The organism is Micromonospora saelicesensis (assembly GCF_900091575.1).
Taxonomy (GTDB): domain Bacteria; phylum Actinomycetota; class Actinomycetes; order Mycobacteriales; family Micromonosporaceae; genus Micromonospora; species Micromonospora saelicesensis.
In genome coordinates, this window is record NZ_FMCR01000001.1 from 1,013,325 (window position 1) to 1,031,687 (window position 18,363).

Genomic DNA, 18,363 nt, shown 5'->3' on the forward strand with positions numbered 1-18,363 from the left:
GAGGGCGGGCGCCGCCCACCGGGCAACGAACGCTGCGGTCAGTCGTCGATCGCCTGGTAGACAGTGGTCCAGAAGTCGTGCCACATCGGCAACCGCTGGTCGCCCGCGTGCGCCCGCTGCATGAACACGATCGTGGTCAGGTCCTCGGCGGGGTCGTTGTACCAGGCGGTGCCGTAGAAGCCGGGCCATCCGTAGCTGCCGACCGAGGGCCCGAGATGCGTACGGCGGGTCCGGACCGACATTCCGAAACCCCAGCCAATGGCGTCGAAGTATCCGGGCCAGAACCCGGAGATGGCCTTCTGCGTCGGGGTCAGGTGATCGCTCGTCATCAGCGTCACCGCCGGCCGCGACAGCACCCGCTCGCCGCCGTGGGCGCCGCCGGCGAGCAGCGCCGAGGCGAAGGCGAGGTAGTCCTGGGCGGTCGAGACGAGCCCGCCGCCTCCGGACTCGAACATCCGCGGTCGACTGAACCGCCCGTCGGGGGCGTCCTCGACAACCGGCTCGCCGCTGGCGGCGTTGTCCTGCTCGTACGCCGTCGCGAACCGGCCGATGCTCTCGCTACCCACGTTGAAGGCGGTGTCGACCATTCCCAGCGGCTTGCAGACCCGCTCACGCACGGCATCCCCGAAGGACATGCCGGTGGCCCGGGCGATGAGTACGCCGGTGACGTTGGCGGCGGTGTCGTACATCCAGCGCTCACCCGGCTGGTGGACGAGCGGAAGGTCACCGAGCTGGCGGATCCATTCGTCCGGCGACTGATATTCGAGTGCGTCCAGCGCGTCGGCGATCGGGACCGTTCCGGGCTCGGCGGGGACCATGCCGGTGCCAAGGGTGCCGTCCAGGACGTCCCGCAGCGTTATCGGGCGTTCCGCCGGGACGGTGTCGTCCAGCGGGCCGTGGGGGTCGGCGAGCACTGTCATGTCCGCCAACTCCGGGAGGAGATCGTCGACCGGATCGTCGAGGCGGAGGGTGCAGTCCTCGACGAGGGTCATCGCACACGCGGCGACGATCGGCTTCGACATCGAGCCCAGGCGACAGATCGTGTCGACCGCCATCGGCGTCTGCGACCCGGGACCCTCGAACGCGAGATGACCCGTTGCCTCGACGTGCACCTCGCCGTGGCGGGCGAGGACGACCACCATGCCCGGGACGAAGCCGGACTCGACGCGGTGCTCGAGAAACCCTTGCAGCCGGGCCAGCCGTTTCGACGAGAAGCCACCACCAGCCACGTTTTTCCTCCTCAGCTCGTCCCGTTTGGCAAATTACACGGCAGGCGGCGGTCGCACCGTCCGCGACGAGGCGGGAAGGAAACCCGCCCGAGCAGTACGCGCCCCTCGATCAACCAGCTACTGACACCCGGCGAGCTGGAGGTGAAGACCAACTGGTCACTGGTGAGCGACAGTGACAGCACCGCGCTGGCAGGCTGGGGGCATGGTGTTCGCCGATGATCAAGAACTGGGTAGGGCGATCGGGAACGCCGACTCGGCTACCTGGTCGGTTCGCGCCGCAGCCGGACGGCACCTCGCGAATTCTCGCGAGATCGACGAGGTAGCGGACGTCCTCCACCGCCTTCTCCTCGATCCCCATGACACTGCGGTGACCTGGCAAACGGCCGAGGCACTGCTGGAACGCAAAGACGCCGCGGGCCTACGCCTTGTGCTGTCAGCCCGTAGCAATGCCGCCGTCGAAGCCACTGCCGAAGAGCTACAGGCTGTCCTGGACTGCAACCCTGACTGGATGACGGCCGAGGGTGCGGGCCGTCTGACCAAGCACCTTCGGGAGCTGACAATTGATGAAGACGCCCAGGTGCGCGACGAGGCCCCGAAGGATTCTCGGGCCCCTGCAACCCGAATAGACAGGAAATGGGCCGGCGTGCGAGCCGTACCGGCGCCCGCCGTTGCTGACCGGGGAGACACGCGTTCACCGGGGCCGGAAGCGCTCCCGGGAAAGGGACGACCCCCGTCGGGGGGATGCGGACCCAACCTGTCGACTGCTGTCGAGCGATGGCGGCGGAAGTCGGCGAGCAGGTGCCGGCCGTCCTTATTCGACGATCGCAACCAACCCTGATCGAGGCGTTCGCTGCCTTCTTGCTGCCTCGCCGCCGGGTGCTCCTGGCCGCCTCAACCGGCTCGGCGCGGTACATCTAGTGGAGGACATACGCCGACACCGCCGCGCGTGGATCGTCGCTGGCGAGCGGCTGCACCCGGGCGAGTACGCCCGCCGGTGGCCCGCCGTCGCGCTGGCGTTCGCCGTGCTGTGCGGCACCAAGCTCAACGCACCCCTCTGCCCCAGGGTGTCGGCGCATCACCACCTACTGCGGCGTGCCCAGCAATTCCGTTTTGACGCCGCGGCGGATTAGCAACGAGGTTGGCGGCCAAGCGGCGAAGAAGCCGATGATCAGCCCGACCTGGATAATGAACCAAAACACCGGACTGCTAGGCCGCAGGGTCTCGCGGAAAACAAGAAAATGCATTAGCGCAAGCCAACCTAATAGGCCGAGCTCGAAGACGGACACGGTCAGCAGGTCGGCCCTGAAAAATTTCCGCATTGCGGCCCACGCTCTTCGATCACCCGTGTGAGTCTCAGCAGAGTAGCGAAATGCAATGCCCATGACCACTGCGCCTACATAGTCGCCGACGGCTTCGGGCCACAGTGTGCTGCCGAATATTTCGACGCCAACGCCGTAGGTGATAGGCGTAGCAATGATGACACCCAGGGTGCAGTGCGTCCCACAATGATAAGTTTGGATTATCGGAGGAGCGTGTCGCGACCTCCTGGACGGCTTGCCGTGCCGGTCCAGCCACCGGGGAGACTGGGGTCTACCCCACTTTCTGTAGGTCAGGACGGCAGCTGGGCCAAGGTAGAGGGCGGTCGCCGGCCAGACTATCTCCATGACTTTGACCGGCTGACGATATCCGAGAACAAATTGGTCAACAACGACAACGGCGGTGCTGGCCAACCCCACAAAGAGCACAGCCCACGAAAGCATCACGAGCCACGTCGGTTGCAGAATCATCTTCGTTCGCTCCAGGGCACTCGATGCAATGTCGGTGGCGGCGGATGTGACGAACTCCGCCACCAGGTGAGGAAGGCGACCCAGATGCCGTCTCAAACATGAGAGCACATCGGGCGGCGCGGCGTCCGGCATCGCCCACCTGCACAACATCGCGCCTCGCGGGCTAAACAATGAACCCGATGCCGAGCAGGGGGGCCTGGTCAGCGTTGTCGGTCAATGTCGGCGGGTGTCGCACTGTGTTCCTGCCTCGGTGTCATGCCGGCTGTGACCATTGGAGGCGGTCGCGCATCACCACGTTCGCTGACTTTCTGCTGACGCGGCACCTTTTGGTCCGTAGCTCATGGTCCGCCGTACCCCTTGGCAACCTGGGTGGCTATTCAACCGCTATGCCACGGCTCCGAATCATTCAGCGCTGTAACGATTGACCCACGACGGGAGGGGACAAGATCCCCGTGGCGCCGATGAACGTGCGTCTGCCCGCGTGGCGGGTTCCGGGCTGGCTGCTGGTGTTCTGGTGGCTGGGTCGGGGTCTGTTCCGCCTCGCCGTGCTGACGGCCCGCTACTGGTGGTGGATCACTGCGCCGGCGGGCCTCGCGCTGTGGGTGGCGGGTCGAGTTCGGTGGCCTCGTCTTGGCCGGCGTCGTCCCGGCGGTTGCCGCCGGTCAGGCCCGCTCGCGGCGGCATCCGCTGCGGGCTTGTCGAGGTGTGGGCGTTCGACCCAAAAGGGTGGCATGGAGTTGGCGGCCGGAGTGCCGCTGCTCGCCCGGTTCTCCTACGACGACCCCGACGGCATGGCCGGCGTCCTCGAAGAGGCCGAAAAGCGGATACGCCTTCGTGCGGCCCGACTGCGCGGGTGACTTTCCGCCCGTCGCCTCGACCGGCCGACCCGGGAGACACACCTTCACCTGGCCGGAAGCGCTCCCGGGAAAGGGACGACCCCCGTCGGGGGGAGACGGGGGTCGTCGGAGGTTCGGCTCCGGGGGGGTCGAGCCGAACCACTCAGCGGTCACGGGGGGTGCAACCGCTGAGGGTCTGCCTGTTTCGAGGATGTGAAAGCTCGTCGTACGGACAAGTCTGCCTGAGCGGGCCCGTCACGTCGAGTGGTGCTGCCTCCACTCACTGCGAAAATCTCCTCGCAGAGTGTGAGCGTGATCACGCGGAGCGGAGAGCCCGCAGGTCTGAGGGGTGGCATGACCCCGGGCACCCGCCGACGATAGACCATCCGGCTAGACTTTCGCGCCGTGGGCCGAAGTGCCGCTTTCTTCGATCTGGACAAGACCGTCATCGCCAAGTCGAGCGCCCTGGCGTTCGGTCGTCCGTTCTACCGGGATGGGCTGATCACCCGGCGTGACGTGGTCAAGTCGGCGTACGCGCAGCTGATGTTCCGGCTGGGCGGCACCGACGAGCAGACCATGGCCCGAACACGGGACTACCTGGCTGCGCTCTGCAAGGGCTGGCAGGTGGAGCAGGTCCGCCAGATCGTCGCGGAGACGCTGCACGAGCTGATCAACCCCTACGTGTACGCCGAAGCCGCCGCCCTGATCGAGGAGCACCAGGCGGCTGGGCGGGACGTGGTGCTGGTGTCGGCGTCCGGGGAGGAGATGGTTCGGCCGATCGGCGAGCTGCTCGGGGTGACCGACGTGATCGCCACCCGGATGACGGTGCGGGACGGCCGGTACAGCGGCGAGGTCGAGTTCTACGCGGCCGGTCCGAGCAAGGTCGAGGCGGTCAGCGAGTTGGCCGCCGCCCGGGACTACGACCTGGCTGATTCGTACGCCTACTCCGACTCGTACAGCGATCGCCCTTTGCTGGAGTGCGTCGGCCACCCGAGCGTGGTCAACCCGGACCGGCAGCTACGCAAGCTGGCCTCGGAGAACGCGTGGCCGGTGCTGGAGTTCCGGCACCCGATCCCGCTGGGCCGGCGGCTGCGGGAACGGCCGGCGGTCCCGGTGGCCGCGGCGGCCCTTGGGGTCGGGGTGGGCGTGGCCATCGGCATCGCCTGGTACGGCCGGCACCGTCGCACCCGAGCCGCCACCACCGCCTGACTCCACCCGGCCAACCCGCTCAGGCGGCGGCGAGGATCTCGTCTCCGATGGCGGTGAGTTGATCGGTGCCGACCTCGACGGCGGCCATGTAGTGGCGTAGCCAGGAGCGCAGCCCGTCCGGGGTGCCGGTGGCGAAGGCACCGGCCGCGCCGACGTACTCGGGCTCCCGCTCGCGGTGCCCGACGTCGACGGGGAGCAGGCCACGCGGGTCGAGGCCACTGGCGAGCAGCACCAGCCGGGCGGCCCCGCGGGCCACCACGCCGGACGGCCCGGCGAACGGGCGCAGGTTCAGCAACTCCCCGTGTACGACAGCGGCGAGCACCAGCGGGGAGACCTTCGTGCCGCCGGCGACGAGGCCGGCCAGCCCGTCCAGCCGGGTGGCGACCACCGGGTCGGCGACCGGGCGGCCCAGCTCGGCCTCCGACACCAGGTCCCGGGCGGCGAGCACGTGCAGTTTCGCGAGCGCCTGGCGGGGCGCCTTCGGCCACAGCTCGCTCAGGCCCGGCAGCGCTCCGGCGACCCGCAACGCCCCCTGGAGCACCGGGTCGGTGACGGTGCCGGCCCGGACCGCCTCACGCTCATGCCCGGCCCCCTCAAGGGCCGCGCTGGCCACCGCGGAGCGGAGGCTGACCTCGGCGGCGACCTGTCCACCGTGCCGGCGCAGCGCCCGGTGCCCGAGCGCCTGGTCGAACCGCGCGCGGGCCTGCTCGACGGCGGCGGCGATGTCGGCGAGCGCGAGCAACGGGGCGAGCGGATCGGTGGTCACCCCGCCACGCTAACGACCCGGCCCGGCGCGGCAAGCCGGACCCGCCCGCAACGCGACACGGACCACCCGCCCGGCGCGGCACCTCACCCGGAAAGGTCACCACGGGTTCATTGAAGTTGGGGTGTCCGCCTGCCCGGGACACCGCGATTTCCATGAATCTGTTGATCAAGGCACTCCGCGCAAGGACGGGCCGCCGGGCGCGCGGCGGGGGCCACTCGGCGCGACGCAGCGGGCAGCCGTGGCCGGTCGCAGGCCCCGCGACTACCCTCGTGCCATCGAGACCCAGGTCACCCCGAGGATGAGGAGTCACGGCATGAGCGAGGCATTGGCCAATCTGCTGAACGAGACGCGCCAGTTCCCCCCGCCGGCCGAACTCGCCGCGCACGCCAACGTCACCATCGACGCGTACGCCGAGGCCGAAGCCGACCGGCTGGCCTTCTGGGCGAAGCAGGCCGATCGGCTGGCCTGGTCGAAGAAGTGGGATGAGGTGCTCGACTGGTCGAACCCGCCGTTCGCGAAGTGGTTCGTGGGTGGGCAGCTCAACGTCGCGTACAACTGCCTGGACCGGCACGTCGAGGCGGGCCGGGGCGACAAGGTGGCGATCCACTGGGAGGGCGAGCCGGGCGACACCCGCACCATCACGTACGCGGACCTGCACGAGCTGACCTGCCGGGCGGCGAACGCGCTCACCGACCTGGGGGTGACCGCTGGCGACCGGGTGGCGATCTACCTGCCGATGATCCCGGAGGCGGCGGTGGCCATGTTGGCGTGCGCCCGGATCGGCGCCGCGCACAGTGTGGTCTTCGGTGGCTTCTCCGCCGACTCGTTGAGCAACCGGATCCAGGACGCCAGCGCCAAGGTGGTCATCACCGCGGATGGTGGTTACCGGCGGGGCAAGCCGTCGGCGCTGAAACCCACTGTGGACGAGGCGGTGGCGAACTCCCCGTCGGTGGAGCACGTGCTCGTGGTCCGCCGCACCGGCGAGGACGTGGCATGGTCGGAGAAGGACCACTGGTGGCACGAGACGGTGGAGACCGCGTCCGCCGAGCACACCGCGCAGCCGTTCGACGCCGAGCACCCGCTGTTCATCCTCTACACCAGCGGCACCACGGCCCGCCCGAAGGGCATCCTGCACACCACCGGCGGTTACCTCACCCAGGCGTCGTACACGACGCACGCGGTGTTCGACCTGAAGCCGGAGACGGACGTCTACTGGTGCACGGCCGACATCGGCTGGGTGACCGGGCACTCCTACATCGTGTACGGCCCGCTCTCCAACGGCGCCACCCAGGTGATGTACGAGGGCACCCCGGACACGCCGCACAAGGGCCGGTTCTGGGAGATCATCGACAAGTACGGGGTGAGCATCCTCTACACCGCTCCCACCCTGATCCGGACGATGATGAAGTGGGGCGACGACATCCCGGCGGGCTTCGACCTGTCCTCGCTGCGCCTGTTGGGCAGCGTCGGCGAGCCGATCAACCCGGAGGCCTGGATGTGGTACCGGAAGCACATCGGCCGGGGCGAACTGCCGGTGGTGGACACCTGGTGGCAGACCGAGACCGGCGCCATCATGATCTCGCCGTTGCCCGGGGTGACGGCGGCCAAGCCGGGTTCGGCGATGACGCCGCTGCCGGGCATCGTGGCCGACGTGGTGGACGACCAGGGCCAGTCGGTGCCGAACGGTGGTGGCGGCTACCTGGTGCTGCGCGAGCCGTGGCCGTCGATGCTGCGCACCATCTGGGGTGACGACGACCGGTTCATCGACACGTACTGGTCGCGTTTCCAGGGCATGTACTTCGCCGGCGACGGTGCGAAGAAGGACGACGACGGGCACATCTGGCTGCTCGGCCGGGTGGACGACGTGATGCTGGTGTCCGGGCACAACATCTCGACGACCGAGGTGGAGTCGGCGTTGGTGTCGCACCCGTCGGTGGCCGAGGCTGCGGTCGTCGGCGCGACCGACCCGACCACCGGTCAGGCTATCGTCGCGTTCGCCATTCCGCGGGGCAGCACCGACATCGCCGGTGAGGCGGGCGAGCAGCTCATCGCCGACCTGCGCAACCACGTGTCGAAGACGCTCGGCCCGATCGCCAAGCCGCGACAGATCATGCTGGTGCCGGAGCTGCCGAAGACCCGCTCCGGCAAGATCATGCGCCGGTTGCTGCGGGACGTGGCGGAGAACCGGTCCCTGGGCGACGTGACCACGTTGCAGGACTCCTCGGTGATGGACCTGATCTCCTCGGGGATGAGCGGTACGAAGTCCGACGAGGACTGACGGTAGGCGTACTCATTGGAGGGTGGCGGTCCGCGCGGACCGCCACCCTCCGTCATGTCTTACGGGTTCGGTTCGTGCCGCCTCGCCACTGTCACATCGGTCGGTCGGGGGAGTCGAGAGAAGCTGAACGGGCACAGGCGTAGATCACCTCTGTCCTTTCGGCCGGTTGTGCTTTAGGTTCACGCAGGTTGGAAGAGTTCGACACACATCACATCGATGGTCGGTCACGCCAACGTCCTCCTCCCCATGCCCGAGAAACGGAGCGGCATGAACCACAAACCGCAGTCCAGGGCGCGGCGACGACTACTCGTCGCGCTGCCCGCCATCGCCCTCGCGGCCACATCACTGACCGTGAGTGGCAGCGCGGCGGCCCAGTCGCCGTCCGGCACCCCTCTGGCGGTGATCGGGGCCGACGAGCACTACATCAACTACGCCGAGCCCGAGGTGCAGCCGGACACCACCGGCCGTGAGGTGAAGGGCAAGGGTGGCATCTACACCCCTGCCGCTGAGTCCGCGCGCGCGTTCGACCAGAAGCACGCCCGGGGCAACCCGGTGACCGCACGGCAGCTGGCCAAGGACGAGGCCAAGTCGCTGAAGACGGGTCAGAACCCCCGCAAGTTCAAGAAGGCCCCGACCACCCAGACGGCGAAGCTGCTGACGCTGCTGGTGGAGTTCAACGACAAGGCCAACGACGACTTCACTGGCGTCATGGTCCCCAAGACGGTGTTCGAGGACCGCACCTGCGTCCCCGGCACGGTCCAGAACGGCCCGAAGCACAACAAGATCCCAGACCCGGCGCGGCTGCCCCACGAGGACAACAACTCGATGTGGGTGCCGGACTTCTCGCCGCAGCACTACAACAAGATGCTCTACAGCAAGAAGGGCATCACCGAGCGGGTCCGCACGGACCTGAAGGGCCCGGACGGCAAGAAGGGCATCGACCTGTCCGGTCGCACCATGCACAACATGTACCTGGAGATGTCCAAGAACGCGTACACGGTCGACGGGCAGGCCAGCCCGTGGATCACCGTGCCGCACTCGGAGGGCTGGTACGCGGCCAACCGCTGCTTCCAGGACGAGACCGGCGCGTGGGTTCCCGGCCGTGAGCAGTCGATGAACGGCCACCCGGACAACCCGGCCGGCGCGGGCCGCCTGGCGACCGACGCGATCGACGCGCTCGTCGCCAAGGACCCGAACTTCCCGTGGGCCGACTACGACATCGAGGACCAGGCCGACCGCGACGGTGACGGCAACGTCTTCGAGCCGGACGGCGTGATCGACCACCTCGTGCTGGTGCACGCCGGTCAGGGCAAGTCCCGCGGCGGCGGCGCCGAGGGCGTGTACGCCGTGTGGGCGCACTCCTCCACGGTCGCCGGTGGTTACACCATCCCGGGCACCAACCTGAAGGCGTCGAACTACATCGTGCAGCCGGAGGACGCCGGCGTCGGCGTCTTCGCTCACGAGTTCGGCCACGACCTGGGTCTGCCGGACCTCTACGACACGTCCGGCAACGCCGACTCCGACGTGGACTTCTGGGACCTGATGGCCTCGGGCTCGCACTCTGGTGAGATCTTCCAGGCGCTGCCGACGCACATGGGCATCTGGGACAAGTGGGTGCTCGGTTGGGCCGACCCGCTGACCATCCGCCCCGGGTCGAACCCGCGCGAGGTGAAGCTCGGCCAGACGTCGCGCACCCCGATCGACTCCGAGGACGGCATCAAGGTCGACCTGCCGGACAAGGTGACGACGCTGGCCACCCCGCACAGCGGCACCAAGATGTGGCACAGCAACAACGACCAGGAGTGGGCCGACGTCAAGCTCAGCCGCTCGGTCGACGTGCCGGCGGCGGCCGACTCGAAGTTCTGGATGTGGAACAACTACATCATCGAGGAGGACTGGGACTACGGCTTCGTCGAGCTCTCGACCGACGGCGGTACGACCTGGACCGAGCAGAAGGTGTACGACGAGGGCGGCACGGTGGTCACCACGCCGGACGGCTACCCGGACCCGAACGGCCGCATGAACGACTTCGGCGGCAAGAAGTACGGCCTGACCGGCAGCACCGACGGCTGGCGGCACGACTACGTCGACCTGTCGGCGTACGCCGGCACGACGGTCCAGGTGCGGCTGCGCCTGGCCACCGACGAGGCGTTCGAGGAGCGCAACTGGTTCGTCGACGACTTCTCGGTCACCGGCGGCGGCGCCACCACCTGGAGTGACGACGTCGAGGGCGGCGCCAACGGCTGGACGGCCACCGGCGGCACCTTCGTCGACACCACCGGTGGGGGCTGGAAGGTCTCCAGCGGCACCGAGGTGCACGCCCAGTACTACCTGGCGGAGTGGCGCAACTTCGACGGCTTCGACAAGGGCCTGCAGTACGCCTACGACACCATCTACTCGCACGAGGCGTGGAAGGTCGACCGGATCTCCTACAACGCTCCGGGCATGCTGGTCTGGTACCGGGACACCGCGCTCGGCGACGTCAACCACGTCACCGGGCAGATGACCGCGCTGCCCAGCTACGGCGCGAAGGGTGGGTTGCTCATCGTCGACTCGCACTTCGACCCGTTGCGGCGCACCGGTGAGGCGGCCGTGAAGGACCCGTCGGTGACGGACAACCTGCCGAGCCGCCCGCAGTCGTCGAACGCGGCCTTCACGTTGCAGCGGACGTACCCGTTCACCGAGTGCCTGGAGGCGGCGGACGAGCCGTACAGCGCGTACTGCACGAAGTTCAAGGGGCTGCCGCCGGTGAAGGCGTTCACCGACGCCAAGGGCTGGTACCCGGGCATCGAGATGCGCGATGGCGCTGCCTACGCCCGGGACAACGACGCGTCGGTGGTCCTGCCGTCGCGCGACAACGCGCCGTACACCACCCGGGTCACCAACCCGGACGGCAGCCCGGCGCCGGAGTTCTACGGCGTGACCCTGGGCGGTGGCGCGATCGTGCTGGGCACCGGAAACCCCGGCGACCAGGGCGTGAACTACGGCGTCTCGCTGACGATCAAGAAGGCTGCCGGGGACAACTCGTCGGCCATGATCTACGTGACCCCGGCCAAGAAGTAACGGTTTCACGGTTCGAGAACTGACTGTGGGGCCGGTGGCGGAGACGCTGCCGGCCCCACTGTCGTATGTGCGCTCAGCTTGATCGAAAAATGTCGTTGTATACGTTCGGGTCCGGGGCCTCGCTGGTCAGCGCGGCTGATGAACCGGCGGGGTGTGACGGTGAAAAGCATTCCCAACAAAATCTTGCAACAAATCGACGCGTTCGTCTTCCCACCCGTCCCGCCAGTAACTATGTTCACCAATGGTCCCACTAGTGGGATCGATCTCCCACCGGCCCGTACCCCCGTTGGGCCGGTTCCCTCAAACCGGAGGTACCACGTGCGCAAAGTCGCAGTGGGTCTGCTCGGGCTCTCACTGACGGCGACAGGCCTGGCTTTCGGCCCGTCCGCCTCGGCGGCGCCTCAGCCCAAACTGCCGGCCGCAGCACCGGCCGCTGCCGAACCACAGGCGCTGAAGGATGAACTCCCCGACAAGCTCGAGGAGAAGCGCCGCGCACTGCGTGAGCAGGGGCTCAGCGACGTGCTGAGCGGTCGGAGCAAGCCGATCGAGCGCAACGGAAGCACTGTCGTCAAGGTCGGCGAGGTCGGCAAGGCCGCCGGAGCGGGCGCCAACGCCCGCAGCACCGCTGGCGCGAAGCAGACCAAGGACCAGTACGTCGAGCTCAAGCGCGAGCGGACCGACAAGATCTTCGTGATCCTGGCCGAGTTCGGGGACGAGCGGCACCCGTCCTACCCGGACAAGGACATGAACCCGAACATCGCCGGACCGACGACGTTCCAGGGTCCGCTGCACAACAAGATCCCCGAGCCCAACCGGGCCGTGGACAACTCCACCATCTGGCAGCCGGACTTCAGCCCGGAGCACTTCCGCCAGCTCTACTTCGGCACCAACCCGGGCGACGAGTCGCTCAAGCAGTACTACGAGGCCCAGTCCTCGGGTCGCTACACCGTCGACGGTGAGGTGACCGACTGGGTCAAGGTCCGGTACAACGAGGCCCGCTACGGTCGCTCCGACGACCCGATCCCGGACCCGGAGCCCGGCCAGGAGCCGGACCCGCAGGACGACCGGGCCGTCTGCGCCGACAACGTCTGCCCGAACACCTGGAACCTGATCGCCGACGCCGCCAACCAGTGGGTCGCCGACCAGAAGGCCAAGGGTCGGACGGACGCCCAGATCGCCACCGAGATGAAGTCCTTCGACCAGTGGGACCGGTTCGACTTCGACGGCGACGGCGACTTCAACGAGTCGGACGGCTACATCGACCACTTCCAGATCGTCCACTCCGGCGGCGACCAGGCCGACGGTGACCCGCAGCAGGGTGAGGACGCGATCTGGAGCCACCGCTGGTCGGCGTTCAACAGCTCGCCCGTCGGCCCGCCGAACTTCCCGATCGGCGGCACCCAGATCGGCAACACCGGCGTCTGGATCCGCGACTACACGATCCAGCCGGAAAACGGTGGCCGCAGCGTCTTCTACCACGAGTACGGCCACGACCTGGGCCTGCCGGACGACTACGGCCCGGCGGACAACAGCAACGAGCACTGGACCCTGATGGCCCAGAGCCGGCTCGGCGCCAAGAACGACGTCGGCATCGGCGACCGGGGCGGCGACCTCGGCGCCTGGAACAAGCTCCAGCTCGGCTGGCTCGACTACGAGGTGATCGTGGCGGGACAGAAGCGCTCGCTGGAGCTCGGCCCGCAGGAGTACAACTCGGACAAGGCTCAGGCCGCCGTGGTCGTGCTCCCGCAACGGGAGTACACGTTCAACTACGGCGCGCCTTTCGAGGGCGCCAAGCAGTACTTCTCCGGCAATGAGGACAACCTCGACAGCAAGATGATGAGGACGTTCGACCTCACCGGCAAGTCCGCAGCGGCGATGTCGCTCAAGGGCAAGTACAGCATCGAGGCCGGCTACGACTACCTCTACTTCGAGGCGTCCACCGACGGCGGTAAGACCTGGATCGACCTGGACGGCACCGCCAACGGCACGCCGATCGGCGTCGACGGCGCCGGGCGTCCGGCCCTCGCCGGCACCAGCAAGGGCGCCTGGGCGGACATCAACATCCCGCTGACCTCGGTCGCCGGCAAGGTGGCCCAGGTTCGCCTGCACTACGTCACCGACGGTGGCGTCTCCGAGGGCGGCTTCTTCGGTGACGCGATCACCGTGACCGCCGACGGTCAGACCGTGCTCAGTGACGGCGCCGAGACCGACGCGGGTTGGTCGTTGGAGAAGTTCCAGGTGGTCGGGGCGACCTACACCCGGCTGTTCGACAACTTCTACATCGCCGGCAACCGGTCGTACGTCTCGTACGACAAGTACCTGAAGACCGGCCCGTACTTCTTCGGCTACGCGAACACCCGCCCGGACTGGGTGGACCACTACGCGTACCAGGAGGGCCTGCTCATCTCGTACTGGAACACCCGCTGGTCGGACAACAACACCGCCCCGGTGTCGGCGTCCAACCCGGGTGGTCACCCGGGTGAGGGTCGCAACCTGTACATCGACGCGCACCCGCGCCCGATCTACAACCTGACCGGGGCCCCGTGGCGGGCCCGCGTCCAGGTGTACGACGCACCGTTCAGCCTGAACAAGGCGGACTCGTTCACCCTGCACCTCAACAGCCAGCCGCAGTACATCCGTGGCCAGGCCGCTGAGCCGCTGTTCGACGACACCAAGAAGTACTTCTACGAGGAGCTGCCGAACCACGGCGTCAAGCTCCCCGCGACCGGTGTCAAGATCAAGGTTCTGGAGCAGGACGGCACCTCGATGAAGATCCGGGTCAGCTGACCACTGATCCCGCACCAACCAGCGACGCCCGGGCAGGTCATCTGCCCGGGCGTCGCCCTTTGTGCGCCACCTCCCGGATGTTCCGGACCGAGCTTCTCCACTGACAGCCGACCCGGTGCCCCTGGTCCCGGTCCGGGGCAACCCGGGGCTTTCCCCTGTTCACCGCGACCGCCAGGGTCGCCTGCGGCAACCGGGTCATAGGCTGTCTGCCATGACCGACCAGCGCGGCGGGGCCGTCGACGAGTCCTGTGTCCTCACCGAGGGGCCGTGGACGCACCGTTTCGTCGGCGCCAACGGCAGCCGGTTCCACGTGGTCGAGGGCGGCACCGGGCCGATGGTGCTCTTCCTGCACGGCTTCCCGGAGCACTGGTGGGCCTGGCACCGGATGCTGCCGGCGATCGCCGACGCCGGCTTCCGGGCGGTCGCCGTCGACCTGCGCGGCTACGGCGCCAGCGACAAGCCACCCCGGGGGTACGACGGCTACACCCTCGCCGCCGACATCGCCGGGCTGATCCGCGCGCTCGGTGAACGGTCCGCGACGATCGTCGGCAGCGGCCTCGGCGGCATGGTGGCCTGGACGGTGGCCTCGTTCCACCCGTCCCTGGTTCGCCGGCTCGTCGTGCTGGGGGCACCGCACCCGCTGCGACTGCGCGCCGCCATCTTCGCCGACCCGCGCGGGCAGTTCACCGCCTCCACCCCGGCGTTGAAGTTCCAGCTACCCCGCTACGAGCACGTCCTGACCCGCGATGGCGCAGCGGCCGTCGGCGAGATCATGCGCCGCTGGGGCGGCCCACAGTGGGTGGCCGGGCCGGACTTCGAGGCGTACGCCGAGCGGTGCCGGGAGGCGATGTGCATCCCGCAGGCCGCGTTCTGCGCGCTGGAGGGTTACCGCTGGGCGTTCCGCTCGCTGCTGCGACTGCACGGCTACCGGTTCGTCCGCCTGATGCAGAAGCCGCTGTCCACTCCGACCCTGCAACTGCACGGCGCCCTGGACACCGCATCCCTGCCCCGCACCGCGCTGGGTTCCGGCCGGTACGTCGTCGCCCCGTACGAGTGGCGACTGCTCGACGGGGTAGGGCACTTCCCGCACCTGGAGGCACCGGAGCTGGTGCTCGGCGAAATCCTGCGGTGGGCGAAGACCTGACCGGTCAGACCCGCTGCTCCCGCAGGTCGGTGACCTCGGCGGCCGGCGCCCAACCCTGGTAGACGCCGAAGTCGAAGACCTCCAGCCGCATCGCCTCGGCCACCGGCCAGCGACCACCGGTGTACTCCACCCGCAGCCAGGCGTCGTGCTCGCCGAGCACGATGAACGGCTGCCCCTTCCAGGTGCAGGTGGTCCGCACGTACGCCAGATCCTCGATCTCGCTCGCCGGCAGCACCCGGACGTAGCGGCCCGCGCGGACCTCCTCGAAGCCCTCGCCCGGCTCGGGCTGGTAGAGGCGGATGTCGTCGCCGTCCGGGCTGGCCTGGTATTCCCGGCCCTGCCAACGGGCCACGTAACCGTCGCGCATCACGCCTCCCCGACCCGTCGCCAGGTGACCGAGTCGGTGTCCAGCTCGGCGACCACCCGCTCGCTGCCGTCCGCGCCGATGCGCCAGAGTTGGGCGCCGTGCGGCAACCGTGCGCTGTCCACCTTGAACTCCGCCACCACGTCGCTGCTCTCACCCGGGGCGAAGCCGTTGCCCCGGAACGGCGGACGTTCGATGACCCAGCCCTCCATGGCCCGCATCGCCGGCTCGTTCTGACCGCCGTACGGGATGCGGTAGAGGCTCGGCCGGTGCGCCGGCCAGCGCAGCACGTAGATCTCCTCGGCGTCCGGGGCGAACGGCGAGCCGGGGTAGCTGAGGCCCAGCGCCCCGTGCAGCTGGGCCGGTGTGGTCAGGTGGGACAGTTCACCGGCCCGGTGCACGAACCCGGACACCCGGTCGTACCCACGCTCCAGGTAGTACGCGAGCTGGCTGGGGGCGATCGCCTTCTGCATGACCGTCGGCCGGGTCGGGTCGACCGCCGCGGGGGCGTACCGGGGACGGGCGGCGGGTTCGGCCACGGCCGGCGCTTCCACCTGGTCCACTTCCAGGTCGTCCCCGAGCCCCACCTCGGCGGCCCAGTTGGCCAACGCGACGATCTGCTCGCCGGGCAACTTGGCACCCACCGGCGTGCCCGGGTTGACGGCGAACGACCAGTCCTCGTCGGGCCAGCGCCTGATCAGTTGGGCGAACTTCACCCGGACCGTGTCGACGTCCCCCTCGACATGGTCGGCGAGGCGCTCCGACGACGTGTAGACCACCACGTACGTCTCACCGTCGAGCTGCCCGGTACGCCAGACGAAGCCGGGATCCCCGGGGCGGCTTCCGCGCACCGAGTCCGGTGCCGCCGGCAGTAGCACCCGGGCCAGCAGCAGGGTGGACAGGAACGTGTCGGTGCTGCCCGAGCCGGCGGCGCTGAGCAGGTCCTCCTCGACCGTGTTGGCCGGCTCGAACTCGATCGGCGGTGGCTCGTCGGCCGGCGGGTGCGGCACGTCGTCCGCGATCACGCTCGCGCCGCTGCCCTCGCCGGCGACCTGGTCCGTACCGGCCGGGCCGGCCGCCGAAACAGCACCGTCGGCGCGGTCGTCACGCAGCGGGGGGTCGACGCGGCCGTCGATTCGTGGGTCGCCCAGGCCACCGCCGCCGGCGCCGACCTCGGTCGGAATCACGGGATGCGGGGCGGACGGGCTCGGGGCGGGCTGACCGGCGCTGAACGATGCGGGCCCGGATGGGCTGGAACCGAAGGACGACGGACCGAACAGGCCCGGATCGGAGGGCGTCGAGCCGAACGGCGGCGGGGCGGCCTCGGCGGGGCTGGGCCGCCGGGGCGCGTCGACCGGCGCGCTGCTCTCGACCGGGTCGGTGAGGTCGCGGGACTCGATGATGGTGCCCTCGATGACGATGGGCGTGAAGCCGCGGCGCGGCGCGGGCGGCCCGGAGACCGGTTCCGCGACGGACACCGGTAGCTCCTCCGCCGGCTCGAACCGGCCCGGCCGGTCCTGGGGAATCGCCTGCGTCTCCTCCGCCGACGGCCGCCCAGGCGCGCCGGCCAGGGGAGGCTCACCGGTCATCCGGAACGCGCGGGTGGGCTCCTCGGCCAGCGGGTTGTGCCGGCGTGGCGGCAGCGGCTGGGTGATCTCCTCGCCGGATGGCGGCGCGTCCATCCCGCGGGACGCGCCGAGGCCGCCCTCCGGCCGTCGTATCGGCTGGGTGGCTGCCGGGTCCGCCGCCATCGGAAAGGCCCGCGTCGCAGTCTCGTCGGCCGGCGCGTCGGCCGGTCGGCGGCGAGGGAAGGGCTGGCTGCCTCGCCCGAACCGGGTCGGAGGGGCCGCCCGGTCACCGGGGCGTCCACCGCTCGGGGCCGGGTCGCGGGCCGGGGTGGGGTCGAAGAAGGAACGCCGAGGCGCGGCCTGGGGGCCACCGTTGCCGCTACCCGGGGCGGGGCCGTCGACGTCGCCCGGCCGGGTCGCTGCCGGCCAGCCCACGCCCGGCCCGGCCTGGTCGGTGGTGGGGCCGGCGGTCGCCAACGGGGTGAAACGGGACGGCCGGCCGGTGCGGGGCAGCGCTCCGTTGCCCGGCGCGGGCCGGGGCGGCTCGGTCGGGTGCCGCTGACCGGCGGCGGGCAGGTCCTCCCCGCCCCCTCGGCGCGGCGGCTCAGCGGGGACGGGTGGCCGGGGCGCCGGACCCGGCACCGGCGGGGCACCCACCCGGGGGGCCGGGCTCCGCGCGGGCCTTCGGGGTGCGAGCGGAGCATTCTCGGGCCCGGACGAGGCCGCCCCCGTCACCGGAGGCGGTCCAGCGGCTGGCGCGGCGTCCCGCGGCGGCATGCCGGGCCGGGTGCGGGCCAACGTCTCGGCCCGCTCCAGGCGAGCGCGGGCACCCATGGCACGGCCGGGCAGTCGCACGTCGCCTCGGGAGAGCTGCGACACGAACCAGGCCGGCAGGTAACCCTCGACCGGCAGACCCGGATTGACGGCGAGCCACCACTCGTGGTTGGGCCAGCTGGCCGCGAGATCGGCGAAGGGGATGCGTCGGTTGCCGCCGGCGTGATCGCCGAGGCAGGCCTGCAGGGCGGCGGCGGAGGTGAAGGCCAGGACGTGGGTCCGGCCGCCGGTGGTCCAGGTGCCCCATCCGGCGGGTGGCTGGCCGGGCTGCGTCGGCGCGGAGACCGGCAGCAGCACATCGGTGCGGGACAGGAGCCGGAAGTAGAGCTCCTGGTCGTTGGCGCGCAGCGCGTCGCGCATCGCCACCTCGGCCTCCGTGGCCGGCTCCCATGCGGTCACGGCCACCTCCCCTTCCGAGAACAGGCCACAGGTATCGCGTACAACCTACAAGGTGGTACCAAGATCACAATGGCAGGCCGGCGGCGGCCTGCCAGGGCG

11 protein-coding genes are annotated in these 18,363 nt (G+C 69.6%); 6 read left to right on the forward strand and 5 right to left on the reverse strand.

The genetic code is table 11. From position 1 onward, the window contains the following. Nucleotides 1-38: 38 nt before the first annotated feature. On the reverse strand, nucleotides 39-1,229 hold the full coding sequence (locus GA0070561_RS04825) for a serine hydrolase domain-containing protein (RefSeq protein ID WP_091395493.1): 1,191 nt from the start codon (nucleotides 1,227-1,229) through the stop codon (nucleotides 39-41). Nucleotides 1,230-2,311: 1,082 nt separating this feature from the next. Continuing rightward, nucleotides 2,312-3,079, reverse strand: a complete 768-nt coding sequence (locus GA0070561_RS04835) for a DUF4396 domain-containing protein (protein WP_167362339.1) — start codon at nucleotides 3,077-3,079, stop codon at nucleotides 2,312-2,314. 668 nt (nucleotides 3,080-3,747) lie between these two features. On the opposite strand from GA0070561_RS04835, the gene GA0070561_RS34475 reads away from it, so the two are divergent. Further along, nucleotides 3,748-3,873 (forward strand): hypothetical protein, encoded by a 126-nt coding sequence (locus GA0070561_RS34475; RefSeq protein WP_258402726.1) that lies wholly within the window; start codon nucleotides 3,748-3,750, stop codon nucleotides 3,871-3,873. Nucleotides 3,874-4,257: 384 nt separating this feature from the next. Beyond that, nucleotides 4,258-5,061 (forward strand): HAD family hydrolase, encoded by an 804-nt coding sequence (locus GA0070561_RS04850; RefSeq protein WP_030486293.1) that lies wholly within the window; start codon nucleotides 4,258-4,260, stop codon nucleotides 5,059-5,061. Nucleotides 5,062-5,080: 19 nt separating this feature from the next. Here the strand turns inward: GA0070561_RS04850 and GA0070561_RS04855 are convergent, their stop codons facing one another. Continuing rightward, nucleotides 5,081-5,827, reverse strand: a complete 747-nt coding sequence (locus tag GA0070561_RS04855; protein ID WP_091395499.1) for a Fic family protein — start codon at nucleotides 5,825-5,827, stop codon at nucleotides 5,081-5,083. A 313-nt stretch (nucleotides 5,828-6,140) separates the two neighbouring features. Between GA0070561_RS04855 and acs the strand changes: the two genes are divergently transcribed. The 4 genes from acs to GA0070561_RS04875 all read left to right on the forward strand — a co-directional run bounded on the left by acs (nucleotide 6,141) and on the right by GA0070561_RS04875 (nucleotide 15,099). After that, nucleotides 6,141-8,105: an acetate--CoA ligase gene (gene acs, locus GA0070561_RS04860; protein WP_091395502.1), complete on the forward strand. Its 1,965-nt coding sequence runs from the start codon at nucleotides 6,141-6,143 to the stop codon at nucleotides 8,103-8,105. Nucleotides 8,106-8,372: 267 nt separating this feature from the next. Further along, nucleotides 8,373-11,168, forward strand: a complete 2,796-nt coding sequence (locus GA0070561_RS04865; protein ID WP_091397396.1) for an immune inhibitor A domain-containing protein — start codon at nucleotides 8,373-8,375, stop codon at nucleotides 11,166-11,168. Nucleotides 11,169-11,501: 333 nt separating this feature from the next. Next, nucleotides 11,502-13,955, forward strand: coding sequence for an immune inhibitor A domain-containing protein (locus tag GA0070561_RS04870; RefSeq protein ID WP_091395504.1), 2,454 nt, complete (start codon nucleotides 11,502-11,504; stop codon nucleotides 13,953-13,955). 211 nt (nucleotides 13,956-14,166) lie between these two features. Continuing rightward, nucleotides 14,167-15,099 (forward strand): alpha/beta fold hydrolase, encoded by a 933-nt coding sequence (locus tag GA0070561_RS04875; protein ID WP_091395507.1) that lies wholly within the window; start codon nucleotides 14,167-14,169, stop codon nucleotides 15,097-15,099. Between the two features lie 4 nt (nucleotides 15,100-15,103). Here the strand turns inward: GA0070561_RS04875 and GA0070561_RS04880 are convergent, their stop codons facing one another. Both GA0070561_RS04880 and GA0070561_RS04885 read right to left on the reverse strand, forming a co-directional pair. After that, complete coding sequence (locus GA0070561_RS04880; RefSeq protein ID WP_030334177.1) at nucleotides 15,104-15,469, reverse strand: hypothetical protein; 366 nt, start codon at nucleotides 15,467-15,469, stop codon at nucleotides 15,104-15,106. Further along, nucleotides 15,466-18,264, reverse strand: coding sequence for an SseB family protein (locus GA0070561_RS04885; RefSeq protein ID WP_091397399.1), 2,799 nt, complete (start codon nucleotides 18,262-18,264; stop codon nucleotides 15,466-15,468). The genes GA0070561_RS04880 and GA0070561_RS04885 overlap by 4 nt, the downstream gene beginning before the upstream one ends. Between the last annotated feature and the right edge of the window lie 99 nt (nucleotides 18,265-18,363).

Coding starts and splice junctions, on each gene's coding strand:
- GA0070561_RS34475 (WP_258402726.1), top strand. CDS start 3,748: ATGGAGTTGGCGGCCGGAGTGCCGCTGCTCGCCCGGTTCTCCTACGAC.
- GA0070561_RS04865 (WP_091397396.1), top strand. CDS start 8,373: ATGAACCACAAACCGCAGTCCAGGGCGCGGCGACGACTACTCGTCGCG.
- acs (WP_091395502.1), top strand. CDS start 6,141: ATGAGCGAGGCATTGGCCAATCTGCTGAACGAGACGCGCCAGTTCCCC.
- GA0070561_RS04875 (WP_091395507.1), top strand. CDS start 14,167: ATGACCGACCAGCGCGGCGGGGCCGTCGACGAGTCCTGTGTCCTCACC.